Origin of the sequence: Bacteroides sp. 44_46 (assembly GCF_001915465.1) — a bacterium.
Classification (GTDB): domain Bacteria; phylum Bacteroidota; class Bacteroidia; order Bacteroidales; family Bacteroidaceae; genus Bacteroides; species Bacteroides clarus.
The window spans coordinates 41,199-67,036 of record NZ_MNQO01000009.1 but is presented as its reverse complement, the minus strand read 5'-3'; the positions used below and the strand labels follow the sequence as shown (position 1 = coordinate 67,036).

Annotated in this window: 18 protein-coding genes, 2 tRNA genes and 1 pseudogene; 13 read left to right on the top strand and 8 right to left on the bottom strand. The window is 46.5% G+C overall.

Translation table 11 applies throughout. The annotated features are described in order from the left end of the window. The first annotated feature begins 13 nt into the window (after positions 1 to 13). The 4 genes from BHV73_RS04505 to BHV73_RS04490 all read left to right on the top strand — a co-directional run bounded on the left by BHV73_RS04505 (position 14) and on the right by BHV73_RS04490 (position 5,866). The gene (locus BHV73_RS04505; RefSeq protein WP_286736943.1) at positions 14 to 1,030 is read left to right on the top strand and encodes a fimbrillin family protein; all 1,017 of its coding nucleotides are present in this window, start codon (positions 14 to 16) and stop codon (positions 1,028 to 1,030) included. Between the two features lie 44 nt (positions 1,031 to 1,074). Next, positions 1,075 to 1,650 (top strand): DUF3575 domain-containing protein, encoded by a 576-nt coding sequence (locus BHV73_RS04500; RefSeq protein WP_022219651.1) that lies wholly within the window; start codon positions 1,075 to 1,077, stop codon positions 1,648 to 1,650. Between the two features lie 75 nt (positions 1,651 to 1,725). After that, positions 1,726 to 3,969, top strand: a complete 2,244-nt coding sequence (locus tag BHV73_RS04495; RefSeq protein WP_039950522.1) for a hypothetical protein — start codon at positions 1,726 to 1,728, stop codon at positions 3,967 to 3,969. Positions 3,970 to 3,994: 25 nt separating this feature from the next. Beyond that, on the top strand, positions 3,995 to 5,866 hold the full coding sequence (locus BHV73_RS04490) for an outer membrane insertion protein (RefSeq protein WP_286736939.1): 1,872 nt from the start codon (positions 3,995 to 3,997) through the stop codon (positions 5,864 to 5,866). A 20-nt stretch (positions 5,867 to 5,886) separates the two neighbouring features. Here the strand turns inward: BHV73_RS04490 and BHV73_RS04485 are convergent, their stop codons facing one another. Beyond that, positions 5,887 to 6,420, bottom strand: coding sequence for a TlpA family protein disulfide reductase (locus BHV73_RS04485; protein WP_286736936.1), 534 nt, complete (start codon positions 6,418 to 6,420; stop codon positions 5,887 to 5,889). A 143-nt stretch (positions 6,421 to 6,563) separates the two neighbouring features. After that, on the bottom strand, positions 6,564 to 7,997 hold the full coding sequence (gene aspA / locus BHV73_RS04480; protein WP_009121560.1) for an aspartate ammonia-lyase: 1,434 nt from the start codon (positions 7,995 to 7,997) through the stop codon (positions 6,564 to 6,566). 338 nt (positions 7,998 to 8,335) lie between these two features. Here aspA and BHV73_RS04475 point away from each other — a divergent pair, with 338 nt between their 5' ends. The 3 genes from BHV73_RS04475 to BHV73_RS04465 are packed head-to-tail and all read left to right on the top strand — an operon-like array spanning position 8,336 to position 11,952. After that, the gene (locus BHV73_RS04475) at positions 8,336 to 9,646 is read left to right on the top strand and encodes an anaerobic C4-dicarboxylate transporter family protein (RefSeq protein ID WP_009121559.1); all 1,311 of its coding nucleotides are present in this window, start codon (positions 8,336 to 8,338) and stop codon (positions 9,644 to 9,646) included. Positions 9,647 to 9,690: 44 nt separating this feature from the next. Beyond that, a complete protein-coding gene (gene ansB / locus BHV73_RS04470) occupies positions 9,691 to 10,752 on the top strand; it encodes an L-asparaginase 2 (protein WP_009121558.1) in 1,062 nt (353 codons plus the stop codon). Between the two features lie 15 nt (positions 10,753 to 10,767). After that, complete coding sequence (locus BHV73_RS04465) at positions 10,768 to 11,952, top strand: porin (protein ID WP_118467451.1); 1,185 nt, start codon at positions 10,768 to 10,770, stop codon at positions 11,950 to 11,952. 103 nt (positions 11,953 to 12,055) lie between these two features. On the opposite strand, the gene BHV73_RS04460 is transcribed toward BHV73_RS04465, so the two are convergent. The 3 genes from BHV73_RS04460 to feoB form a co-directional block, all read right to left on the bottom strand. Further along, positions 12,056 to 12,127: transfer RNA gene (locus BHV73_RS04460), tRNA-Cys, on the bottom strand. Positions 12,128 to 12,178: 51 nt separating this feature from the next. After that, positions 12,179 to 12,394 (bottom strand): hypothetical protein, encoded by a 216-nt coding sequence (locus BHV73_RS04455; RefSeq protein ID WP_009121556.1) that lies wholly within the window; start codon positions 12,392 to 12,394, stop codon positions 12,179 to 12,181. After that, positions 12,391 to 14,862, bottom strand: a complete 2,472-nt coding sequence (feoB, locus tag BHV73_RS04450) for a ferrous iron transport protein B (protein WP_039950594.1) — start codon at positions 14,860 to 14,862, stop codon at positions 12,391 to 12,393. The genes BHV73_RS04455 and feoB overlap by 4 nt, the downstream gene beginning before the upstream one ends. Positions 14,863 to 15,018: 156 nt before the next feature. Here feoB and tilS point away from each other — a divergent pair, with 156 nt between their 5' ends. Continuing rightward, the gene (gene tilS, locus BHV73_RS04445) at positions 15,019 to 16,290 is read left to right on the top strand and encodes a tRNA lysidine(34) synthetase TilS (protein ID WP_286736931.1); all 1,272 of its coding nucleotides are present in this window, start codon (positions 15,019 to 15,021) and stop codon (positions 16,288 to 16,290) included. Positions 16,291 to 16,328: 38 nt separating this feature from the next. Here tilS and BHV73_RS04440 read toward each other — a convergent pair whose 3' ends face one another. After that, complete coding sequence (locus tag BHV73_RS04440; protein WP_118047666.1) at positions 16,329 to 17,162, bottom strand: 4Fe-4S binding protein; 834 nt, start codon at positions 17,160 to 17,162, stop codon at positions 16,329 to 16,331. Between the two features lie 236 nt (positions 17,163 to 17,398). Between BHV73_RS04440 and rho the strand changes: the two genes are divergently transcribed. The 5 genes from rho (at position 17,399) to BHV73_RS04415 (ending at position 23,346) form a co-directional block, all read left to right on the top strand. Continuing rightward, a complete protein-coding gene (gene rho, locus BHV73_RS04435; RefSeq protein ID WP_118467233.1) occupies positions 17,399 to 19,384 on the top strand; it encodes a transcription termination factor Rho in 1,986 nt (661 codons plus the stop codon). 306 nt (positions 19,385 to 19,690) lie between these two features. Then, positions 19,691 to 21,013 carry a signal recognition particle protein gene (gene ffh / locus BHV73_RS04430; RefSeq protein ID WP_009121551.1) on the top strand — a complete coding sequence of 441 codons (1,323 nt, stop codon included), beginning with the start codon at positions 19,691 to 19,693 and terminating at the stop codon, positions 21,011 to 21,013. 136 nt (positions 21,014 to 21,149) lie between these two features. Further along, the gene (folD, locus tag BHV73_RS04425; RefSeq protein WP_009121550.1) at positions 21,150 to 22,031 is read left to right on the top strand and encodes a bifunctional methylenetetrahydrofolate dehydrogenase/methenyltetrahydrofolate cyclohydrolase FolD; all 882 of its coding nucleotides are present in this window, start codon (positions 21,150 to 21,152) and stop codon (positions 22,029 to 22,031) included. Between the two features lie 8 nt (positions 22,032 to 22,039). After that, entirely contained in the window at positions 22,040 to 23,182 is a 1,143-nt protein-coding gene (locus tag BHV73_RS04420; protein WP_286736984.1) for a CapA family protein, read from the top strand. A 90-nt stretch (positions 23,183 to 23,272) separates the two neighbouring features. Continuing rightward, positions 23,273 to 23,346: transfer RNA gene (locus BHV73_RS04415), tRNA-His, on the top strand. Positions 23,347 to 23,613: 267 nt separating this feature from the next. Here BHV73_RS04415 and BHV73_RS04410 read toward each other — a convergent pair. Both BHV73_RS04410 and BHV73_RS04405 read right to left on the bottom strand, forming a co-directional pair. Further along, positions 23,614 to 23,950, bottom strand: a pseudogene (locus BHV73_RS04410) (ATP-binding protein); the annotation flags it as partial. A 120-nt stretch (positions 23,951 to 24,070) separates the two neighbouring features. Continuing rightward, positions 24,071 to 25,789, bottom strand: coding sequence for a helix-turn-helix domain-containing protein (locus BHV73_RS04405; RefSeq protein ID WP_286736922.1), 1,719 nt, complete (start codon positions 25,787 to 25,789; stop codon positions 24,071 to 24,073). Positions 25,790 to 25,838 lie beyond the last annotated feature (49 nt).

Here is a 25,838-nt window from a genome sequence, read left to right as displayed (position 1 = left end):
CAAAAACTGTGTAATGAGTAAAAAGAAAAACATATCGTACCTCTTCAGTCTCGCACTCCTGCTACTGGCAGGATGCGACGCCGATACTGCCACAGTCCCTCTTCCCGGCGAGGAGAGGGCTGTGGAAGTGCGGCTGAAAGCATCGGTATGCACCGTAGAGGCTACTGTCAGCCGGAATGTCATTGAAGGCACCGCCCTGAATACAGGAGATAAAATAGGCATGTTCCTCATGAGAGACAGTAATTTCAGCACCCCATACTTGCAGAATCTTCCATACCTGTATGCAGAGGACGGGCAACTGAATTTGCAGCCGGAAGGAACGAAAGTGTACTACCCCGCCCGGAAAGATACGCTCTACCTGTACGGTTACTATCCTTATACAACGGAAACCGCCACAGACGGGCATGGCAAAGTATCCATTCCCGTCACCGCCGCTCTGGAAGCGAATGAAGCGACGGACTACCTTTACACCGGCGAAATAAAAGGCAGCAAGAAAGCGGCGGCAACCGCGGCAGGCATTCCCGTCTCCTTGAAACATGCCCTGGCACGGCTATGCCTCAACATATCCACCAATCGCCCCGAATATACCGCCGAATCATATCCCGTATTGCAAAGCATCGGCTTCACCACCCGTGAGGGACAAAAGGGAACCATGGATTTGCAGACAGGCGATATCACGTCCGACAGTCCGGACACAGGGACATCCGTCATCTCCGATTACCAGGACGAAGCAACCCCACCCGCCCTTATACCCGGAACGTCCGTCCTTCAAAAGGATTACCTCTTGCTGCCATACAAGCACGGCTCTACCGGAGCGCTCCGCCGATTGGCGTTCAGTATAAAGGAACCCGACGGAACCGTGAAGGATATCGTTGTGTTCGACGAAGCCGATGCCAATGCAAACACTCCCCCGTCAATTGTACTGGAAGCAGGCAAAACCACCACGCTCAACATTATATATACGCAAAGCATGGCCGCCAAAGCTTCCGTAAAAGATTGGGACAAGGGTACGGAACACACCTTTCAATAATGCGGAGCTTACAACCATCAATAACCCAAACGATAAACACCGATATGCCGAAAACCCATCACCATACACTTCTTCCAAGCAGTATCTTCTTTCTGCTGATACTGTGCAGCGCTCCTGCCCTGCATGCCCAGCAACTGGCGGTAAAAACCAACGGACTGATGCTTGCCGCCATGGCTCCCAACATCGGCTGCGAATTCGTTGTAGGCGAACGGAGCAGTATCGACATCTCGGCTTTCGGCGCAATCAACATCTATGGCAACAAAGCCAAAATGATAGGACTTCTGCCCGAATACCGTTACTGGTTCAACGGACGCCCCATGACACGGGAGTTTGTAGGAATAGCCGCCCTCGGCGTTTCCTACGACATCACATGGGGAGAGCGTATCTATCAGGGTGATGCCGCCGGTGCCGGAATCACGTTCGGCTACGCGCTGAATCTGAGCAGACGCCTCAACGTAGAGTTTTACGGCGGATTCGGCGCCGTATACTTCAAGCAAAAACAATACTACAAAAACGACAACATAGCAGACTACACCGACGGAACGGCACAAGCCAACGCCAACGGTTACAAACTATTGCCTATCAAGATAGGTGTCTCTGTGTCCTATATCTTCAAATAAAGAACAACCGCCATGAAACATTTCATCATAACATCAGCCGTTTGTCTTGCTATGGTTTCATTTTCCGCATCAATCATGGCGCAGCAAATCTCCATCGTGTCCGGCAAAGTGCTGAACCTGCCCGAAGGCGAAAAGAAACCGAGGCCTTTCCCCATGGGCGAAACCGTGCGTATCTTCGCTTTCAACACCGTAGCCTCCGCGCGCGATGCTCTGAAAGCGCTCGAAACCGGCGGTGGCGGGACACTGCTCTTCGATGCCGACGCCGTGGCAGGCGCCGACGGGTACTACGAAATACGCGTGGCGGAAAACGGCGCGCTTATCTTTAACGTGCAAATGAAAAACGAACTGCGCGAGGTAAACTACAAGCAGGAGATTAATGCCAACATCGACGGCGGGATCGCCCTTGAGGAAGTGGAAGTCGTGGCTGAGAACCCGAATCCGCAGCCCCGCCCCGTAGCCGGGAAAATAGTGGGAAACAAGCTGATTGTAAACAACTCGGTAGCCATTCCCAGCAATTACGGCGCTCCCAACCGCCGGCTCATCATGCAGCCTTACATCATGGACTGTACCACCGAAGAGGTGGTGAGCTACATGGACCCCACCGTCATGGATGGCCCCGAATACGGACTGACGCAAGACCGCCGCATGGCCTACGACATAAAGAACGACAAACTGGCGCCCTTCATCAATACCCGTCGCCAGCTGGATGCCACGCGCTTCAATCTGGACATCAACGACTCAGTGCCCGTGCCCGACCCCAGACGCATTTACAGCGTATTGTCCAAAGTTATTATAGCCGATTATACCCACTCCACTTACGAAGCGGAATGGAAAATGACTACCTGCAAAATAAAACGCCCTTTGCAGTTTCTGGAGTTCTCATTCCCCGATTTCGAATTAGACCCCGATAAATACAAAGAAACGCCCCGACGCGAACGCCGGAATACGGCGGGCAATATCTCGCTGACATTCCTCGTAGGCAAGGCCGAACTGGATCCGGCGGACTCTGCCAACGTGGTGCAGATGAATAAATTGCAGGAAGACCTGATGGGCATCGTCAACGGCGAAGGCACCACGCTGAAAGAATTTAAGATTACCGGCGTATCGTCTCCCGAAGGACGCTATGCCGGCAATCTGGCGCTCGCCAAACAACGAACGGCTTTCGCTCTCCAAAAAATCACTTCGGTAATACCTGCCGCCAAATGGAGCCGGGTGTATAAGCATCCCACGGAAACGCGTGTCGCCACCTGGAATGAGGTAGCCTGCTTGCTGGAGCGGGACAGCCTCACCGCGGAAGCGCGGGAGATAAGGGAAATCACCGGGAAATACAAGAACCCCGATGCGCAATTTGCCGCCGTATCACGCCTGCCCTATTACTCCACCGTCATCAAAGAGCGGCTGCCCAAGCTACGTACCGTGCAGTACGAATACAAACATGAAATATTCCGTGAGCTGAACCCGGACGAAATATTGGACAAATACTTGCACGACCCGCAATATGCCGACGGCAAGAAGTCATTCACACGCTACGAGTACTGGCATTTGTTCCAAATGATAAAAGAGCCGAAAGAAGCGGAAAAGCTCTATCGGCGCGCTTACAGGGAGACAATGGCATACGACGCGAAAGGGAAAGAAAAGCCGTGGATTCTGGCGGCCAACAACCTTGCCATAGCGCTGTTGCGCAGGGACACTTTCGATGTAGAGATACTGAAACCCCTGATTGACCTCAAACGAAAAGTGAACATGGTGGATTCGTTCAACGACGGCATCAGCATAACGAAGACCGAAGTAAACCCCGAAACAATCGTCGCCAACCAGCTCGCGATGTACATACGCGCCTATAACTTTGAAGAGGCCAGCATCCTTGCCGACAAGCTTCCCGACACCGAGCGCTTCCAGATGATAAAGGCATTTGCCAACTGTCTGGGCGGCTACTACGACTACCGGGGCGCAGCCACCGTGAAAGAGGGTGAGGAACGCAAAAAGGTATTCAAAGCAGTGAAAGAGTCGTCACCGCTCAATAATATCGTAATGTGCATGGCCATGGAAACGGACAATTACAATAAAGAAGCGGAGAAAGCATTGGACGCGCTGCCCGAAACGGCCATGACAAAGTACATGAAGCTGGTGATTTACATTCGGGAAAAGAAACTGTATGAATGGAGCTACGATAACGCCCTGGATTTTGATGAAGCCTGCAAGAAACTGGAAGAAATCGTCAAACTGGATGAGAAATACTACAAAATAGCCGTTAATGACGGCGAAATCAGCAAGGAGTTTATGGAATATTACGACCAGGGTGACTGGAAACTTTATTAAACGGATATAGAGAGAGCTGAAAACCATGAAGAAGCTACCGATTATATTGATTGTATTGAGCATAACGATACCCGCCGCCTTTGCCCAGCAGCAAGGCAGCGACAATTCTCCCCGAACAGCGCATCCTAAAGATACGGTCAGCGCAGGATTCGACGCTACCCGGCAGATGTTCCAAAAACGTTACCAGCATCCGGACGCCGTTCCTTTCGACACGTTATGGAAGAACAATGTGTATATCTCCTTGTTCGGCGGTATGGATAAAATGATTCCGCGCGGAAACACGGATTTCAATACAGGCCCTGCGGGCGGTATTGCCGCCAGCTGGCAGTTCGCTCCCGCGCATGCCCTGCGGGCTTCACTGCTCGCCGGCAACTTTTCCCGCAAAATAGATAACGAAACCTTAATGCGCTTCGGGTTGCAAGCGGACTATCTGTTAAACGTATCGTCCTACGTCAACGGCTATAATCCCGGACGTATCTTCGAGTTCCTGACCGTAGCGGGAGTCGGTTATCAACTGTCCTCGCTGGCCGGCAGGACGGAGCATGTGGCCGACCTGCACTTAGGTTTTCAGTTGAAGCTGCACCCTACCGCGCATGTGGACTTTTATCTGGAACCGCGCTTCACCATTATGAGTGACGGCATAGACCACTCTTTTCAAAAGAACTGGCATAAATACGATATGACCTACGGCGCGACAGTGGGCATGAACTACCGTCTGAAAGCATGGAAGCCTTTCGGCAAAATACGCATATTGGAAGGAAACCGCTTTTTGGACAATACCTTCGTCAGCGTTGCCGCAGGCGGACAGTTACAGGCTTCCCGCCTGACAAGCGAAATAGGATTGGTGAACTCCGTCGGGCCGCACATCAGCCTGTCCGCCGGCAAATGGCTGATACCCGCATTCGGCTTGCGACTATCGGCATTCAAATCCTCCGATACCTGGCACAAAAAAGTAACCGCTTCTTCGGCAAATTCCGCCGGTGAAGAATTCTATGAGATGTCCGCATATGCGGGGGGACGTCTGGAAGGTATGCTGGACGCCACGTATTTCTTTAACGGCCGGCAGGTGAATCCCAAGTTTTCCGTCAATGTACTGGCCGGCGGTGAGCTGGGATATATCTTGAAGGAGAACGGTTATCGCCCCGCGAAAGGCGGATATACGGGATTTACGGGCGGGGTGCAATTTAAATACAGGCTCTTTGGGGATGTCTCTTTGTTTGTGGAACCACGTACCAGCCTGGCATCGTATTCATTAAAGACCAGCGAAAAAGAAGAAGGAAGATATGTGGCCAAAAAGTTCACAGACAATCTGTACAGCATCAATGTAGGTATCGAGATACGGCGTGCCGACGAGGAGAACCGTATGGCACGCTCTTTGAACCGGGAACTGTTTCGACCTTCTTTCTTCGTGAGCGGCGCAATAGGTTTCTCCACCCCCATACAGATGAAGCGGTATGAACTGAAACGCTACTTTGGCTATCAGGCCATGATAAGCGCGGGACGCATCTTTACTCCGCTATCGTCGCTCCGTTTAGGAGCGGACTACACGCCTCTTTCCACAGACCTGAAAGGGGAAACCGTGAAATATGATATGGCAAGCGGAAGCCTTAACTATATGCTGAATCTTACCAATCTGATGACGGGATACGACCCTGAACGCAAATACGACATACAGCTATTTGCCGGAGTAGTGGCATCCGTGCGGATGCAGCATGAAAGCCGTTTCTTTATCGGTGGAGAAGCGGGACTGCATACCTCTTATCGAGTGAGCCGCCGCTTCAAAGTATTCCTCGAACCCAAAATCCGCATTTACGGAAAGGAGCTGCTGATGCAGGATAACGTGCAGGGAAGCGACATCATGATGTCGCTAAATGCCGGCACAAGCTTTTCTTTCTAAAACCGGAAGCCGGAAGAAAGCTATTTCAGAAGTTCATCAATCTTCCTGACCAGAAAGGAGAACTCCTCAGGATTGTAAAGACGGGTAAGCATCACGATGCGCCCTTCTTTATCAATCAGCACATTACGGGTGATACCAGCCTGACGCAACGCATATTTGGCAAAAATATCAGCGCCCGGATCCAGTCCCAAGGGATAGGTAACACCCGTGGACTTGCCAAAAGCGATGACTTTATTCAACGGTTCGTCACGGTCGATACCCATTAACATGAAGTCCGGATCGGACTTATGCTTCTGCCATATATCTTTTTCGATAAAAGGCATTTCTTTACGGCATACACCGCACCAACTGGCAGTGAATTGCAACATCACCACCTTGCCACGGAAATCGGAAAGTTTAACGGTTTTGCCGTCCGTCAGCGTTACGGTAAAATCGGGAGCCGTCTGCCCCACTTTCACAATATAACCGGTACTGTCCGCTTTTGCTTCCTGTGCCACAGCCGCTATGCCGCATAATGCAAACAGGCCGAGCAGCCATAATCTGAGTTGCTTCATCTTCTTCGCTTTTTAAGTATTCATAAACAAATTTCCTGCCGCAAAAGAAGCTAATTAGCCATAAGAAAACAAATAGAGCATAAACTCTTTGCGAATATTTAACGCAGGCTGCTCCGGAACCTTATGCTCCGGAGCGCCATCCTTTAAATATTAGGTTTGATATCCAACTTCACAGGCTTAATCATGTTTTCCGGCTTCAGGATGGTATCCAAATCCTCTTTGGAAAGTATGTTGTGTTCCAGAACCAGTTCATAAACGCCTTTTCCCGTTTCGAGGGCTTCTTTGGCTATCTTGGTAGAGTTCTTATAACCGATAACCGGATTCAGCGCGGTCACCACACCGATACTATCGTGTACATAGCTGCGGCATACTTCCTCGTTAGCGGTGATTCCGTCGATACAGAGAGTACGCAAAGTATCGAATCCGTTCATCAGCAAATCGGCCGACTCAAAGCAACATTGCGCCATAACAGGCTCCATCGCATTCAGTTCCATCTGCGCGGCTTCACCGCTCATGGCTACACAAAGGTCATTGCCTATTACTTTGTAGTCTATCTGATTCATCACTTCGGGGATAACGGGGTTTACCTTGCCCGGCATTATAGAGGAACCTGGCTGCATGGCAGGAAGATTGATTTCTCCCAGTCCGCAACGCGGCCCGGATGCGAGCAGACGAAGGTCGTTGCATATCTTGTTCATCTTCACCGCCACTCTCCGCATCGCCGAAGAATAACCTACAAGACAAGAAGTATCCGAAGTAGCCCCCACCAAATCAGCAGATAGCTTAACTTCCCATCCGGTAATCTTCCGCAAAGCCTTTACACACCGCTCCGCATATTCCGGCTCTGCCGTAATGCCCGTACCGATGGCGGTAGCTCCCATATTGACAGTGAGGAATTCTTCTGCCGCAAAGTTCAGGTTCTTTATCTCATCGCGTAAGATACTGGCAAAGCCATTGAATGTTTGTCCGAGTGTCATAGGTACAGCGTCTTCCAACTGCGTACGTCCCATTTTAATGATATGCCTGAACTCTTCCGCCTTGCGCTGGAACGCATCGATTAACTCCTCAAAGTGTTTCACCAGCTTGAGGTGTGTATAGTACATTCCTATATGTATGGCGGTAGGATAAGCGTCATTGGTAGACTGTGAGCGATTGACGTGGTCGTTCGGCGAACAATATTGATATTCACCGCGTTTATGTCCCAAGATTTCAAGAGCGCGATTGGCGATTACCTCATTGGCGTTCATGTTGGTAGTGGTTCCGGCTCCGCCCTGAATCATATCTACCGGGAACTGTTCATGATGCTTGCCTTCAAGTATTTCCTTACAAGCTTCAAGAATAGCATCCGCCTGTTGTTCGGTAAGCAAGCCAAGCTCGAAGTTGGCAACAGCCGCTCCCATTTTAGTGATAGCAAGAGCATTGATGAACAAAGGGTATTCATTCAGATGAAATTTACTGATACGAAAGTTTTCGATACCTCTGAGGGTTTGTACTCCATACATGGCAGTTTCCGGTATTTCACGGCTGCCGATCAAATCACTTTCTGTGCGAGTTTTTTTTGATAGTTCTTCTTTCATAATATATATTTATTAACCATTTCTATAAGCGGTTACCAAAGAATAACCAAAGATAGCATAAAATGTTTTGTAAACACCATGCCTTATTATTAAGTTAACAAACTTTAATCACAAGTAAATATTACACATAATTCTATACTTAATATGACAAATTGTAAACCATAAGAATAAATCAGAAGTTTATCTATATTTAGTTAATATATGTTTTATTTAGAAAATATAAAGTAATACAGGCAACACATTTACCCCCTTTTCTTGTTATATAAAAGATATTTTCAGAAATTAGCCAATATTAAAGAAACGGAACAGCCTTCATTTAATTTTTAAATAACAAGTATATGATCTTACAATTATTATTTGTACTCACCGCTATTATCATAGGTGCGCGTTTAGGCGGCATAGGTCTCGGAGTAATGGGCGGTGTAGGCTTAGGTATATTGACTTTTGTATTCGGCTTACAACCTACCGCGCCACCAATCGACGTAATGTTGATGATTGCCGCCGTTATTTCCGCGGCTTCCTGTATGCAAGCGGCCGGCGGACTTGACTATATGGTAAAATTGGCGGAAAAGCTGCTACGCAAAAATCCGTCACAGGTTACTATCCTCAGTCCCATCGTAACTTATTTATTTACTTTCGTAGCAGGAACAGGACACGTTGCTTACTCTGTCCTTCCCGTCATAGCCGAAGTTGCGACAGAAACCAAAATCAGACCCGAGCGTCCGTTGGGTATTGCGGTTATCGCTTCACAGCAAGCCATCACGGCAAGTCCTATTTCGGCAGCCACGGTGGCACTGCTTGGTCTGCTCGCCGGATTCGACATCACTTTATTCGATATCCTCAAAATAACGATTCCTGCGACGATTCTCGGCGTGCTGGTAGGAGCATTGTGCTCCATGCGTGTGGGAAAAGAACTGATTGACGACCCTGAGTATCAAAAACGCATGGCAGAGGGATACTTCGATGGCAGAAAGGTGAAGATTGATGACGTAAAAAACAAACGCCATGCTATGATTTCGGTACTTATATTCATCCTCGCTACCGCATTCATTGTTCTTTTCGGTTCGTTTGAGGGTATGCGCCCTTCTTTCCTGATTGATGGAAAAACAGTCACTTTAGGCATGTCCGCCATTATCGAAATCATCATGCTTACGGCAGCCGCCCTTATTCTGTTGGTTACCAAAACCGACGGAATAAAAGCGACACAGGGTTCTGTTTTTCCCGCCGGAATGCAGGCCGTAATCGCTATTTTCGGTATTGCCTGGATGGGCGATACTTTCTTGAATGGCAATATGGCGCAACTGACCGCCTCTATTGAAGGAATCGTGCGCCAGATGCCCTGGTTGTTCGGTATCGCTTTATTCGTCATGTCCATCTTGTTGTACAGCCAGGCAGCCACGGTACGCGCTTTAGTACCGCTGGGCATCGCTTTGGGCATATCGCCGTATATGCTGATAGCCATGTTCCCTGCCGTAAACGGATATTTCTTCATACCGAACTATCCTACCGTAGTCGCGGCTATCAACTTTGACCGCACAGGAACAACCCGCATCGGCAAGTATATACTTAATCACTCCTTTATGATGCCCGGTATTGTCTCTACGGTAGTTGCCATAGCGCTGGGATTGTTATTCATACAAATATTCTGAGATATTATACTTCAACCTATTTTTTAATTTAAACAATGTAAGTTATGAAAAAATTAGCAAGACTTAGTATGGTAGCCGTTATGCTACTGTTTTCTGCAGCAATGGCTTTCGCTCAACAAAAGCCTAATATTCATATCCTTGCCACCGGTGGAACCATCGCCGGAACCGGAGCGTCTGCAACCGCCACCAACTATACTGCCGGACAGGTGGCTATCGGCACTTTGCTTGATGCCGTACCCGAACTGAAGAATATAGCTAACGTAACAGGTGAGCAAATCGTCAAGATAGGCTCACAGGATATGAACGATGATGTTTGGCTGATTCTTGCAAAGAAGATTAACCAGCTTTTGAAACGCTCCGATATTGACGGTATCGTCATTACTCACGGAACCGATACAATGGAAGAAACGGCATATTTCCTCAATCTGACGGTCAAGAGCGACAAACCGGTCGTTTTAGTCGGAGCAATGCGCCCATCCACCGCCATCAGCGCCGACGGACCTCTCAATTTATACAATGCCGTCGTTGTGGCCGGAGCTAAAGAATCCAAAGGTAAAGGCGTTTTAGTGGCAATGAACGGAAGCGTACTTGGCGCCGCAAGCGTATTGAAGATGAATACCGTTGACGTACAAACATTCCAAGCTCCCAACGCAGGTGCACTCGGTTATGTTTTGAACGGTAAGGTTACCTATAATATGTCGTCCGTAAAGAAGCATACCACCCACTCCGTATTTGATGTTACCGATTTGAACTCACTTCCCAAAGTAGGAATCGTTTATAGCTATTCGAATATCGAAGCCGATATGGTTACTCCGATGCTGAGCAACGGCTATAAGGGTATCATTCATGCAGGAGTAGGCAATGGAAACATCCATAAGAATATATTCCCCGTATTAATGGATGCACGCAAGAAGGGTATTCTTGTTGTCCGTTCATCAAGAGTACCGACAGGTCCCACTTCTCTCGATGCGGAAGTAAACGATGCGCAGTATCAGTTTGTCGCATCACAGGAGTTAAATCCTCAGAAATCACGTGTTCTGCTAATGCTTGCATTGACCAAGACCAACGACTGGAAACAGATTCAAGAATACTTCAACGAATACTAAAAACAGATGGACATGATAAAGAAACTAACATTTATACTCCTGATAGCGGGTTGCGCACAAGGCATGTACGCTCAGAACACGGAGAAGAGTGAGAAGTTCCTTGAGAATAAAACCCTGTTTGAAGAACTTACCAACGTAAAGAAAAAACAGGATAAGTTCAACTTATTCCTCAATATGCAAGGCAGTTTCGATGCAAACTTCCGCGACGGCTTTGAAGAAGGAGCTTTCAAAATGAGGCAACTTCGCATTGAAGCCAAAGGAAACATCAACAACTGGCTTTCATATCGGTACAGACAGCGTCTGAATCGTTCGAATGACAGCAGTGGAAACATCGACAATCTTCCTACCTCCATCGACATTGCCGGAATCGGCGTGAAACTCGGAAAAGGTTTTTCTATCTTTGCCGGTAAACAATGTGCCGCATACGGCGGTATCGAGTTCGACCTGAATCCTATCGAAATATACGAGTATAGCGATATGATTGAGAACATGAGCAACTTCATGACCGGTTTGAATATCGGATATGACATCAACTCCAACCAGCAGTTGAACCTGCAAATCCTGGATAGCCGTAATGGTTCTTTCAGCAAAACATACGGAGTTGAAACCGGAGATGGAGAGCTCCCTACAATAGAATCGGGCAAACTTCCGCTTGTGTATACCCTGAACTGGAACGGTAATTTCAATGACGTATTCAAAACACGCTGGTCTGCTTCCGTTATGAATGAGGCTAAAGACAGGAATATGTATTATTACGCATTCGGTAATGAATTAAACTTGAATAAGTTCAATATGTTTCTCGACTTCATGTATTCAAGAGAAAGTATTGACCGTAAAGGAATCATGACGGGAATTACAGGCAGCATGGAAGGTCACAACGCTTCCGATGCCGGGTATTTTTCAATGGTAACCAAGTTGAACTATCGCTTCCTGCCCAAATGGAATGCTTTTGTAAAAGGAATGTACGAAACAGCATCTCTTACCAAGCAACAAGGAGATTTAGAGAAAGGCAAATACCGTACTGCATGGGGCTACTTTGCCGGTGTGGAGTTCTATCCCATGGATACAAACTTACACTTCTTCCTTACTTACGTAGGACGCTCCTATGATTTCACAGCTCGCGCCAAAGCGCTTGGACAAGAGAATTATTCCACCAACAGGGTATCGGTAGGATTCATCTATCAGTTACCGATGTTCTAAATATCTTCTAATATAAAATAGCCGGCATAACTTTATGCCGGCTATTTTATATTAGAAGAAAAACTCCGAAATATCACATTCGGATATTTCGGAGTTTTCTTTGAGGTTCCTGGCGGATTCGAACCGCCGTACACGGTTTTGCAGACCGCTGACTAAGCCACTCATCCAAGGAACCAATCTTTCTCGTTTGCGGATGCAAAGGTAGTACATTTTTTGGAACTACCAACTATCCGCAACAATTTTTCTTTATTTCTTTTCTCTCATCACTGCACTCGGAACGTTTCTTCTCGTACAACCGCTTTAATTCACAGCCAGTTGCACAATTCTCACAAGGATTACGTTTTTCCTTCACTTTACGAAAAAAAAGATAAACACTCTGCCCTATACGGACAATGCACAACAACAAGATGAGAGCTACCGCCCAATTCTGCCAATTATTCATCCAAATAATCCTCCTATCTGATAAATGGCAAAGGACACTACCCATGCGAGTGCAGTAGTGTACACAGCCGTAAACAAAGCCCACTTCCAACTGCCCGACTCTCCCTTAATGGCCGCCAACGTAGCAATACATGGAAAATATATCAACACAAACACCATATAGCCAAAGGCTACCAACGGCGTAATCGGAATACGTTCGCCCAAGCTTACGGCATCAGCTTCGGCATCATCCGCATATAGCACTCCCAGCGTACTCACCACCAATTCCTTGGCTCCTACTCCGGAAAGAATACCGATACCTAACTTCCAGTCAAAGCCCAACGGCTCTATCACAGGCTCCACAGCCTTACCTATCCTGCCGATATAAGAATTTTCCTGCTGTTCCGCCACATCCTGATACGCATCATGATTCGGATAATACCCCAATGCCCATATCACAACTGAAGCCACCATAATAATACCGCCCATTTTGCGCAGATACTGCGCGCCTTTTTCCCATGTATGACGGAAAATGGACTTGGATGTCGGTATACGGTAAGGGGGAAGTTCCATTACAAACGGCGTATCGTCTCCTTTCACCAGAAAACGGCAGAAAAGCCGTGCCATAACTACCGCCAGCAAAATTCCGATGGCATAGATTGCTAACAACACCAAACTGGCATTGTTCGGAAAAAACGCCCCTACCAACAGTAAATAAATAGGCAGGCGTGCGCTGCACGACATCAGCGGATTAATGAGCATGGTTACCAACCGGCTCTTTCGGTTTTCGATGGTACGCGAGGCCATAATAGCCGGCACATTACAACCGAATCCCATAATCAGAGGAATAAAAGATTTGCCATGCAGCCCCATTTTATGCATTATCTTATCCATAATGAAAGCCGCACGCGCCATATATCCGGAATCCTCCATTAACGATATAAAGAAATATAAAATCAAGATATTAGGCAAGAAGACAATCACCCCGCCTACACCGCCGATAATACCATCGACCAACAAATCTTTCAACGGACCTTCAGACATATTATCACGCACCAAATCTCCCAATGCCCCAACCAGCCATTCAATACCTTGCATGGGATAATCTCCCAGTATGAATGTTCCTTCAAACATCAGATACAAGAACAGGAAAAAGATAGGGTATCCCCATACACGATGTGTCACGATGGAGTCTATCACGCGTGTCGTACGTGCCGTATCCTCATGATTGTCCACATAAGTTTCACGCAGCGCACCGGAGATAAAACCATATTTGGCATCCGTAATGGCTTGCTCGCTATCCTCGTTTATCGCATTGCGCAGGCGTTGCTCCTCACGATTGCGGACTTCAAGAATCTCTTTTCCATTAGGAAACTCCTCTACCGTACCCTCTAAGTCATCATCATTTTCCAGCAGTTTGATAGCCAGAAAACGGGTAGAGTATTTATAGCGTATGTTCTCGTTGACACTGATAACCCGTTTCACCTCCTCAATACTCCGCTCCAGTTCCGGTCCGTGATTAATGTGGATGTGGCGATAAAAGCCCACCGGATGCTCCTTTTCCTCTTTATGAGTACCAAAGTCATGGTCGGGTACATATTCCTTATGCCAGTTACGCAGGTCATTCAAAATTTCGGCACGCACCTTGCCTTTCTTATCCAGGAAGTCACCGCCTTCATAAATATCGATGATAACATGGAACAGTTGTTCAATCCCTTTTCCGGTACGGCTGATAGTAGGCAGCATCGGCACGCCGAACAGCTGGCCGAGTTTTACATAATCCAACGTATTTCCGCTCGCTTCCAGCTCATCGTACATATTGAGCGCAATAACCATACGTACATTCATGTCAATCAGCTGGGTAGTGAGATACAGGTTACGCTCCAAATTGGAAGAGTCCACTACATTGATAATGATGTCCGGAGTTTCGTTGATAATGTGGTGGCGGACATAAATTTCTTCGGGAGAATAAGCAGAAAGCGAATAAGTGCCCGGCAAGTCCACGATGCGGAAGTGATAGCCCTGAAAGTCGAAATAACCTTCTTTGGCATCTACGGTGACACCGCTATAATTTCCCACGTGCTCATGCGAGCCCGAGGCTATATTGAAAAGAGATGTTTTACCGCAGTTGGGATTTCCTACCAAAGCCACATTGATGGTACGACGCTTTCCCAAAGCAATGCGTTTCAGTTCTTCTTCTCCCAAACGCATATCTTCGCTCAGCCCTTTGTGATAATCGAGTTGCACGGCTTCCCGGCACATTTCCTTTTCACCGACGATTTCAATCATCTCGGCTTCCTGGCGTCGCAAGGAAATTTCGTATCCCATTACCTTATACTTAATAGGATCTTTCAGAGGAGCATTCAGCAACACCTCTACGGTTTTTCCCTTGATAAAACCCATTTCTACAATTCGCTTACGGAAACCGCCGTGTCCCAGCACTTTAACGATTACACCTTTTTCACCGGTTTTTAATTCGGATAAACGCATAGTCTTTCTGCCTTTCTTTATTTTTGCCGCAAAGATAAAAGATAAGTTCATACAGCACAAATAATTTAGAATGTTTTTAAATAAGAGACATAAAGGAAAACAACGTTTCTGCACAGAAATAATAAAATTCAAGAAGAAACATGTATATTTGCCCCTATGGAAAAGGAAAGAGTAGCACGATATATCAGCCAGAAAAAGCTTTTCATGCCTGCGGACAAAATACTCGTCGCCCTAAGCGGCGGTGCAGACTCCGTTGCTCTATTGTGCTTACTGCAAACGTTGGGTTATGAATGCGAAGCCGCACATTGCAATTTCCACCTTCGCGGTGAAGAATCTGACAGAGATGAAACATTTGTCCGCCAATTATGCACAAAGCGACAAGTTCCGCTACACACCGTCCACTTCGATACTTTACGTACCGCCGAAGAACGACACATCTCCATCGAAATGGCGGCAAGGGAGCTGCGTTACGAATGGTTCGAGAAAATACGGACAAAAAGTAATGCCAACGTTATCGCCGTAGCTCACCATCAGGACGACAGTGTGGAAACCCTTCTGCTGAATTTAATCCGTGGCACAGGTATCAACGGACTACGGGGAATACGCCCCAAGAACGGACACATCGTACGCCCCTTACTCTGCCTGAACCGTAACGAAATCATCAACTACCTGAACCGTATAGGACAAGATTACGTAACGGACAGCACCAATCTGCAAGACGAATATACCCGCAATAAAATACGCCTAAACCTGCTGCCGATGATGCAGGAAATCAATCCGTCCGTCAAAGAAAGTATTCTCAACACCGCCGAACATCTGAACGAAGCGTCCGCCATATATAAAAAAGGAATAGAAGAAGGAATACAACGGGTACGGACAGCAAAGGGAATACACATCGGTACCCTGATGCATGAACCCGCCCCAAAAACATTATTGTTTGAAATCTTATATCCGCTCGGCTTCAACGCAACTCAAGTTGAAGATATATGCCGGGCGTTGGAAGGACAACCGGGAAAAGTTTTCACCTCAGGGCATTGGCGTGTAGTGAAAGACCGTGAATATCTGCTGATTGAAACCTGTCAGCAAGCCACACAACCCACTTTAACCATGGAAGAGCGTATTCTTACCCCGGACTTCATCATTCCCCGAGACAAAACAGTCGCCTGCTTCGATGCGGATAAACTCATGCTTCCCCTATCTCTGCGGCTTTGGCAGAAAGGAGACTATTTTATCCCGTTCGGTATGAAAGGCAGAAAAAAAATAAGCGACTACATGACCGACCGCAAATTCTCCCTCCTCCGCAAAGAGCAGCAATGGGTATTATGTTGCGGCAACGACATTATCTGGCTGGTAGGCGAAAGGACAGACAACAGATTCCGGATAGACGAAAACACCCGGAAAGCGTTAATCATAAAAGTGACTGCTTAATCCGCACGCTTGAGAAAACAAATACAATCCGCCTGAAGCTACAAGATAATCCTGTCTTCTTTCTGTCTTTTAAAACAGTCGGCAAGCAAAGCTGCAAACGGCGTATCGAAAGTACGGGCTTTTTGCGGACAGCCCTTTACACAAGCGCAGCAACGAATACACTTTTCCGCATCAGTATTGCACTCATCACCTTTCGCAATAGCACCTGCCGGACAATGTGCCGCACAATACCCGCAGTGATTGCAAAGCTCCGCATCGACTGCCGGAATACGGGGCATAGGCACACCGCTTTTACGCAGCTTCACCACTTTCCGCAAAAAACGGAATAACGGGAAAAACGCCTGACGGGGACGTTGAATACGGCTCACATCGACAGCGTATAACTTATCCATATCGGCAGCCGCTTCTATTTTAGTCCTTATTTTTGCGCCGAAAGTTTCCGCAAACCGCAAATCATCCGCGTCCGGCCGCCCCACAGCTATGGGATTTTGCTCCGTACTATACGAATGTTCGCCTACAAACGTAGCGCCGGCAATCACTTTAAATCCCCTTTCCGATGCAAATGCGTCCAGTTCTGCCAATGCTTTTTCATAGGCACGATTACCATATACGACCACCAGCACCGCCGGAGCGCCGGAAGTATGAATGTCTTTCATCCGCTCCAATGCCAAAGGCGCCACTTTTCCGCCATATACAGGAACTGTAATCACTGTCAAGGTGTTTTCGGGAATTTCAAGCTTACCCACCGGACGCAACGTCAAGTCAGTTTTTGTGATTTCGGAAATGCTTGTACCGCGAACAATTGCCTCGCCTACTTGTTTAGAGGTATGGGTAGGTGAGAAAGTAATCAAATGGACTGCGTATATATTCATAAATCTATTTCTTGATAATAATGAAGCAAAGATAAACTTTTAAAATTAAAAAAAAGACGATTTATTTATGAAACCAAAAATAATTATTACCTTTGCACCGTTGAAACATTCTGTAACTCCTTACTGAGGTGAGGATTGTTAGTCAGATTTCCGGTTCAATAATAAATATCCCTATTAAATCATAATTTACAAGGTAGACTTACCAAATAAGTAAAAACCATTCACACATATACTGTATGTATAATATTATTCAATTAAACGACAAGAATTTGTCGGAATTGCAAGCTATTGCCCAAGAGTTGGGTATCAAAAAAACAGACTCTCTCAAAAAAGAAGAACTCGTTTACAAGATACTTGACGAACAAGCTATTGCAGGAGCAACCAAGAAAGTAGCAGCCGACAAATTAAAAGAAGAACGTAAAGGGGACAAGCAAAAACGTTCTCGCGTAACGGTCAAGAAAGAAGGAGCCGACAAGGTGTTCACAGCCAATAAAAACGGTGATCTTACAAAAGGCAAAGCCGAAGAGACACCTGCCGTACAAATTCCCGTACAAGCGGCAGAGGCAGCTAAAGAACCGGCTGTTGCCACAGCTCCCGCAGCAGAGGCTGAAGCTCCCAAACGCAAACCGGGACGCCCTCGCAAAGTAAAACAAGAGGCTGCTCCCGTAGCGGAAGCACCTAAAAAAGTAGCTCCGGCAGAAACAAAAGCAGAAACTGCAGAACCGAAAAAAGCAGAACCCAAGAAAGCCGTCGCAGCTCCCCAACCTACACCGGATGAAAGCCCTATCTTACCGGAAGTGGAAGACGACTTCATTCCCATCGAGGATTTGCCAACCGAAAAAATAGAATTACCGTCGGAGCTCATCGGCAAATTTGAAGCCACCAAAGCGGAAACTCCCGTTCCTGCAGCAGAGCAACCGCAACAACGCCCCCGTCTTCGTCTCCGCGACAATAATACACCATACAACAACAATCGTAACAATAATAACAACCAGCGTCCTGCACAACAGCAGCAACGTCCTGTACAACAACAGAACAATACCGAGAACAATGTCGCCCCCGAGCGTAAGCCGGCAGCAGAGCGTGAAAAGGCATACGAATTCGACGATATACTCACAGGGACCGGTGTATTGGAAATCATGCAGGACGGCTATGGTTTTCTGCGTTCATCCGATTATAATTACCTTTCTTCCCCTGACGATATTTACGTTTCACAGTCACAAATCAAGCTGTTCGGCTTGAAGACCGGTGATGTAGTGGAAGGTGTTATCCGTCCGCCTAAGGAAGGCGAGAAATACTTCCCGCTGGTAAAAGTATCCAAGATTAACGGACGCGACCCGGCTTTTGTACGCGACCGTGTGCCGTTCGAACATCTTACCCCGCTTTTCCCGGACGAAAAATTCAAGCTTTGCAAAGGCGGATATTCCGACTCCATGTCGGCACGCGTAGTAGACCTCTTCGCTCCTATCGGTAAAGGTCAGCGCGCATTAATCGTAGCGCAGCCCAAAACAGGTAAGACTATCTTAATGAAAGATATCGCCAACGCTATTGCAGCCAATCATCCGGAAGTGTACATGATTATGCTGTTGATTGACGAACGCCCGGAAGAGGTTACCGACATGGCCCGTACCGTAAACGCAGAAGTTATCGCTTCTACTTTCGACGAACCCGCAGAGCGCCACGTAAAAATCGCAGGTATCGTATTGGAGAAAGCCAAAAGAATGGTAGAATGCGGACATGATGTCGTTATCTTCCTTGACTCTATAACACGTTTGGCACGTGCCTACAACACTGTCTCCCCGGCTTCGGGCAAAGTGCTGTCCGGTGGTGTGGACGCCAATGCACTGCATAAACCGAAACGTTTCTTCGGTGCCGCCCGTAACATTGAAGGCGGTGGTTCGCTGACCATCCTTGCGACGGCGCTGATTGATACCGGCTCTAAAATGGATGAGGTTATCTTTGAAGAGTTCAAGGGTACGGGTAATATGGAGTTGCAACTCGACCGCAACCTGTCCAACAAGCGTATCTTCCCGGCTGTCAATATTGTCGCTTCCAGCACTCGCCGCGACGACTTGCTGCAAGATAAGCAAACGCTGGATCGCATGTGGATTCTTCGCAAGTATCTTGCCGACATGAATCCGATAGAGGCAATGGACTTCGTAAAAGACCGTTTGGAAAAGACCAAAGACAACGACGAATTCCTGATGAGTATGAACGGTTAAACTCTTACACGAAAGAGAAAACCTATAAGACATAAAAGCAAACTCTAAAAAAGAGCGGAATAGTACAATCTATTCCGCTCTTTTTTAATGCTATTATAATGAGAAGAATAAAAAAGTAAAAGTATAAAGAATCAACATGATTTTAATCTTCCTATTGTTTGAAACGGATATATTTTACGCTTCAGAACAATCTACCGCCAAGCCGTAATAATATTCTGCCCTTAAAAGAAGGCAGTTACAGGTATTTTTTGTACTTTTGCGCCTCAATAAGAGTAAATTGTAATTTAGTAATTGTAATTAGATAATATGTTCGATAATTTAAGCGAGAGACTTGAGAGGTCGTTTAAAATTTTGAAGGGTGAAGGTAAAATCACCGAGATAAATGTGGCAGAAACGCTGAAAGACGTGCGTAAAGCACTTCTGGATGCCGACGTAAACTATAAAGTTGCCAAGAGTTTTACCGATACCGTTAAGGAGAAAGCTTTAGGACAAAACGTGCTGACAGCCGTAAAGCCCAGCCAGTTAATGGTAAAAATCGTACACGATGAGTTGACGCAACTCATGGGTGGCGAAACTGCGGAAATCAATATCGATTCCAAGCCGGCTGTTATTTTGATGTCCGGTCTGCAAGGTTCCGGTAAGACAACTTTCTCCGGAAAGTTGGCACGCATGCTGAAAACCAAAAAGAACCGGAAACCTTTATTGGTAGCCTGTGACGTTTACCGTCCCGCCGCTATCGAACAGTTGCGCGTACTGGCAGAACAAATCGAAGTGCCCATGTACTCCGAACCGGACAGCAAAGACCCGGTAGCCATAGCCCAGAACGCCATACAGGAAGCCAAAGCAAAAGGGTATGACCTCGTAATCGTCGATACAGCCGGTCGTCTGGCCGTAGACGAGGAAATGATGAACGAGATCGCTGCAATCAAAGCCGCCATTAACCCGAACGAAATCTTGTTTGTGGTAGACTCCATGACCGGACAGGATGCCGTAAACACAGCCAAAGAATTCAACGAACGTTTGGACTTCAACGGCGTGGTATTGACCAAGCTGGACGGTGATACCCGCGGCGGTGCCGCCCTTTCCATCCGTTCCGTAGTAAACAAGCCTATCAAGTTTGTCGGAACCGGTGAAAAGCTGGACGCTATCGATCAGTTCCACCCTGCCCGTATGGCCGACCGTATTCTCGGTATGGGTGACATCGTGTCACTGGTAGAGCGTGCGCAAGAGCAATATGACGAAGAAGAAGCCAAACGTCTGCAAAAGAAAATCGCGAAGAATCAGTTCGACTTCAACGACTTCCTGAGTCAGATTGCGCAAATCAAGAAAATGGGTAACTTGAAAGAGCTTGCTTCCATGATACCGGGAGTCGGCAAGGCCATCAAGGATATCGACATTGATGACAATGCTTTCAAGAGTATAGAAGCAATTATCTACTCCATGACCCCGGAAGAACGCAGTAATCCTGCCATTCTGAACGGTTCGCGTCGCCAACGCATCGCCAAAGGTAGCGGAACGAACATTCAAGAAGTAAACCGTCTGCTGAAACAGTTCGACCAGACCCGTAAAATGATGAAAATGGTGACCGGCAGCAAAATGGGTAAGATGATGCCGAAGCTGAAAAGATAAGAAGAAACTCCCCGCATATACCTCCCGCTGATTTCATATATTAAATGAAATCAGCGGGATTTTTGCTTTATTCGGTTATTTGCTCTACTTTTGCGAATAATGCCATGCAAATAATAACTAATACGATATATTGAATATGACACTAATTGACGGAAAAGCAATTTCCGAACAGGTTAAGCAGGAAATTGCAGCAGAAGTAGCTGATATAGTGGCACGCGGCGGAAAGCGCCCTCACTTGGCAGCTATCCTTGTGGGACACGACGGTGGCAGCGAAACCTATGTAGCAGCCAAAGTAAAAGCTTGTGAAGTATGCGGATTCAAATCCTCGCTAATTCGTTATGAGGCGGACGTAACGGAAGAAGAGTTACTGGCGAAAGTGCGCGAACTGAATGAGGATGCGGATGTAGACGGTTTTATCGTCCAGCTGCCTTTGCCCAAACATATCTCGGAACAAAAAGTGATTGAAACCATCGACTACCGCAAAGATGTGGACGGCTTTCATCCCATCAATGTAGGGCGCATGTCCATAGGACTGCCTTGCTACGTTTCCGCAACTCCCAATGGTATTCTCGAATTACTGAAAAGATACGAAATAGAAACCTCCGGAAAGAAATGCGTTGTACTGGGACGCAGCAACATCGTAGGCAAGCCCATGGCTGCCCTTATGATGCAAAAAGCTTATCCGGGAGACGCCACGGTGACCGTTTGCCACAGCCGCAGTAAAGACCTGGTAAAAGAGTGCCAGGAAGCCGATATCATTATCGCAGCTTTGGGACAACCCAACTTCGTAAAAGCGGAAATGGTAAAGGAAGGCGCAGTCGTTATCGACGTAGGTACCACCCGCGTACCGGACGCAACCAAGAAATCCGGCTTCAAGCTGACCGGTGACGTCAAGTTCGATGAAGTCGCTCCAAAATGCTCATTCATCACCCCCGTACCCGGCGGCGTAGGCCCGATGACCATTGTCTCTTTAATGAAGAATACACTTCTGGCAGGCAAGAAAGCTATTTATCAATAATAAGGATGATGAAAACGCTCATCACCCTTATCTTTCTACTATATAGCGTAGCCCTTTCCTCACAGGAAAGGATTACGCTATTATTTGTAGGAGACTTAATGCAACACCGGGCGCAAATAGATGCCGCCCGTACTTCCGACGGAACATATGATTACTCCTCTTATTTCTCTCTCGTAAAGGAAGAAATCTCTCGTGCCGATATTGCGATAGGCAATCTCGAAGTAACTCTCGGTGGAAAACCCTATCGAGGCTATCCCGCTTTCAGTGCGCCCGACGAATATCTGCAAGCTATCAAGGATGCCGGATTTGATGTTCTTCTCACAGCAAACAATCATTGTCTGGATCGCGGCAAGACAGGACTGGAACGAACCATCACACAAATCGACTCCCTTTCCATACCCTATGCAGGCACTTACCGGAACGCCGCCGAACGTAAACAACGCTATCCTCTTTTCATCCGGAAAAAAGGTTTCTGTATAGCCATACTCAACTATACTTACGGCACCAATGGAATCAAGCCATCCGCACCCAACATCGTCAATTACATCGACAAAGAAACAATTCTAAAGGACATCCATAGCGCCCGGGCCGTACGCCCGGACGCCATTATAGCCTGTATGCATTGGGGAGAAGAATATCAATCACTCCCCAACCGCGAGCAACGCGAACTTGCCGGCTGGTTACTGGAACAGGGAGTAACCCATATCATCGGTTCGCATCCGCACGTAATCCAGCCTATGGAATTACGCACGAACGGCAATCAACAACATGTCATCGTCTATTCCTTAGGAAACTTCATTTCCAACATGAGCGCTGCCAATACAGACGGCGGCCTCATTTTTACGCTGCAACTTGAGAAATATCCTCTCCCCGCGCCCATCCACCCATTGCAAAACAATTTAAGCTATCCACCGTCGCTCGAACCTTTTGCCCTTTCTTTTCCGTTCGCCCGTGTCGTCCGGTGTGGATACACCTTAGTGTGGACCGGCCGCCCTGCTCTCACCGGAGAAAAAAATTACATTTTATATCCCTCCCATACACCGGTGGACAGCTTACCGAAATCAGCCCGTAACCGCTTGAATATCTTTATGAAAAACTCCCGAAAGCTCCTGTCCCGGCACAATATAGGAATTTATGAGAATAACAAATAGCTGTTTTTTATTGAAAATATTCATCGAAATATTTGTAATATCAAAGATTATCCCTATCTTTGCACCGCATTTAAGAAATGCAACAACATGGTGACTGTAGTTCAGTTGGTTAGAGCGTCAGATTGTGGTTCTGAATGTCGAGGGTTCGAGTCCCTTCAGTCACCCAAAGAAATCCTTAATAATCCATAGATTATTAAGGATTTTCTTTTTTCTCTCACGGAACAAATTAATCCGTCTCATAAGACAAACCAACCCATCTCACGAGATGAATTAATCCGTCCCGCAAGACGTTTTTTTTCATCCTGCGGGACGGATTTACTCAAATACCACAATGATTTTTTATCCCTCTCGCTATTCTGCTTCCATACTATAAATAATAAAAAAAGTCCCGCAAATCTCAACGACTTACGGGACCCCAGAATAAACAGAACTTAGGACACCTTTCGGCATCCCTCAATAAGTTGCGGACAACAGGGCAGATGTACCCAAGACTTGCTTCCTACACCGATTTCAGAATCAACGCCTATGATTCCACCCATACTCTCTACAATAGACTTGCATATCGATAACCCCAAACCAGTCCCCTGTGCAAAAGAGTCGAGCTTTTCAAATCGGTCAAAGATCGTAGAAAGTTTATCTTTAGGTATTCCACACCCTGTGTCAGTTACACTCAATTTCAACTCCTGTTTATTTATCTCATAAGATATATCTATTATATCCTTTGCTTGTACATTTCATGGCATTAGACAAAAGATTATCCAATACTTGTTTTGCACCGCAAAGGAAAGCATTTCCCTATGAAGTATCCTACTTCAATAACCCCTACTATAAAAAATTGTCCTAAAGTTTATAAAGAAAAGTCCTATAACACTGTATAACAACGGTTTATTATTCCATCTCCATTTGAACCTTTTTAAATTCAGAAGGCGTCATACCCGTTTTACTCTTAAACAGATTGTGAAAAGTCGGCATGCTGTTAATGCCGGAAGCCTCTGCTATGGCGCGTAAAGTATACTCGGGATGCTCTTTCAACAACTGTATGGCATGATTTAAACGCAGCTCATTGATATAGCCATTCAGATTGGTTCCCGTATTTTCTTTTATCATTTTGGCAAAACGGGTATTATTCATGTGCGCCATTCTCACCAAATCTTCTCTTGACAAATCGGCGGAAAGATAAAGCTCATCTTTCCTTATCAGAGAATCCAATTTCTGAAAGACCAGTTTATTGATTTCATACTCCTGGCCGGCATCGGAAGATTCCGTATCCAGTTCATGATGCGGAAGAAGCGGCTCGGTATCTCCCGATGACTGCTGTTTCTTCTTCTGCGCGGAAAGTTCCTCATTGATATACTTCATCAATGCCCTGTTCTTATCCTTGATATTCCGATTCTGCAACCACACTTTCCATAGGAAAAACAAAGCCAGCAGCACCAAGATACAGATAAAAATCAAAGAGACAGTCCTTATTCTTAATTGGGAAGCCTGCTCCACAATATGCGCTTCTTTCTCATCGACATCGTATAAGGCGTCAAGCTCCAATGCGGCATTCGTCTTTTCACGCTGATGTATACTGTCAGTCACAGCAATAAAAAGGGCGCTTAACTCAGCGGCCTGCTTGTACTCTCCCAAACCGGTATAAGCCATTATTTCTTTGGACAAAATACCACGGTACTGATAATTGACGGTATCCTGTTCCCTGAAAAGCTCTTTCAAGTCACGGCAATTATCCAGTATCTCCCGATACTGTCCTGTGACAAGCAGATAGGGAGTAGCATTATATTTACCTTCAGGAGTTGAAGCGGCTTGTGTGGATTTATATTTTGCAAAGCACTTCTCCGCCTTTTTCTTATCGCCCGAACGATAATACAGATAAGCCAACTTTGAATATAAATATGATTTCTGCAAATCCAGATAAGCTTCCTGCATGCCTTCCGTCCTTTCCATTTTATCCAGTAACTCCTGACGATACAAGCCTACCGCCAAGGCATCATCTATCAAATCATCATCTATCAGAAAGCTCATTTTAACCCCGCAAAAGTAAGAAAGCATGCGCAAACCGTATGCATCGTCAGCATTGCTCAAGAGCCGGATAGCCTCATCGAATGTTTCATACGCCTCTTTCTTAAAAGACAAACGGCGTTTGTTCTCTCCCATACAGAATAGCAATTTAGCTTCCGCCTGTTCATCATTCATATTCCTGGCCAACCGAATGCCCTCAACGACATACCGATTACTTACTTCATATTCGCTCAACAGACTTGCCAAGTCCGCCAACTCAATCGTCATCTTTAGTAGATGTTCGGGGGTATTATTCGCCACGGAATCCTGTACATAAGCCCGTCTTGCATAACGAAAAGCCAATTTGCACTGGTACTTATTACGGTAGACCATGCTCCGCAGGTCGTTTATCCGGGCAGGCAGCATTGCCCGCTTTTCTTCGGCTTCATCCAGCAATTGCAATGCACGGTCGGGTTCAGTCATATATATATCCGTGATATACTGCTCTGTATAAGGTGAAGATTGCTCATTATTTTCTTTCTCCTGAGCCATCAGGAAAACATTGTCCACCAAGAATAAAAAGCAGATATAAAGGAAATTTTTCATAGTTTCTGAGCCTATCCGGATTCATTAATAGTCCGCAAATATATACTTT

Excerpts from the sequence above, each read along its gene's own strand:
- rho (WP_118467233.1), top strand. The coding sequence starts at position 17,399 with ATGTATAATATTATTCAATTAAACGACAAGAATTTGTCGGAATTGCAA.
- BHV73_RS04500 (WP_022219651.1), top strand. The coding sequence starts at position 1,075 with ATGCCGAAAACCCATCACCATACACTTCTTCCAAGCAGTATCTTCTTT.
- BHV73_RS04475 (WP_009121559.1), top strand. The coding sequence starts at position 8,336 with ATGATCTTACAATTATTATTTGTACTCACCGCTATTATCATAGGTGCG.
- feoB (WP_039950594.1), bottom strand. The coding sequence starts at position 14,862 with ATGCGTTTATCCGAATTAAAAACCGGTGAAAAAGGTGTAATCGTTAAA.
- BHV73_RS04420 (WP_286736984.1), top strand. The coding sequence starts at position 22,040 with ATGAAAACGCTCATCACCCTTATCTTTCTACTATATAGCGTAGCCCTT.
- aspA (WP_009121560.1), bottom strand. The coding sequence starts at position 7,997 with ATGAAAGAAGAACTATCAAAAAAAACTCGCACAGAAAGTGATTTGATC.
- ansB (WP_009121558.1), top strand. The coding sequence starts at position 9,691 with ATGAAAAAATTAGCAAGACTTAGTATGGTAGCCGTTATGCTACTGTTT.
- BHV73_RS04490 (WP_286736939.1), top strand. The coding sequence starts at position 3,995 with ATGAAGAAGCTACCGATTATATTGATTGTATTGAGCATAACGATACCC.
- ffh (WP_009121551.1), top strand. The coding sequence starts at position 19,691 with ATGTTCGATAATTTAAGCGAGAGACTTGAGAGGTCGTTTAAAATTTTG.
- BHV73_RS04405 (WP_286736922.1), bottom strand. The coding sequence starts at position 25,789 with ATGAAAAATTTCCTTTATATCTGCTTTTTATTCTTGGTGGACAATGTT.
- folD (WP_009121550.1), top strand. The coding sequence starts at position 21,150 with ATGACACTAATTGACGGAAAAGCAATTTCCGAACAGGTTAAGCAGGAA.
- BHV73_RS04505 (WP_286736943.1), top strand. The coding sequence starts at position 14 with ATGAGTAAAAAGAAAAACATATCGTACCTCTTCAGTCTCGCACTCCTG.
- BHV73_RS04485 (WP_286736936.1), bottom strand. The coding sequence starts at position 6,420 with ATGAAGCAACTCAGATTATGGCTGCTCGGCCTGTTTGCATTATGCGGC.
- tilS (WP_286736931.1), top strand. The coding sequence starts at position 15,019 with ATGGAAAAGGAAAGAGTAGCACGATATATCAGCCAGAAAAAGCTTTTC.
- BHV73_RS04495 (WP_039950522.1), top strand. The coding sequence starts at position 1,726 with ATGGCGCAGCAAATCTCCATCGTGTCCGGCAAAGTGCTGAACCTGCCC.
- BHV73_RS04455 (WP_009121556.1), bottom strand. The coding sequence starts at position 12,394 with ATGAATAATTGGCAGAATTGGGCGGTAGCTCTCATCTTGTTGTTGTGC.
- BHV73_RS04440 (WP_118047666.1), bottom strand. The coding sequence starts at position 17,162 with ATGAATATATACGCAGTCCATTTGATTACTTTCTCACCTACCCATACC.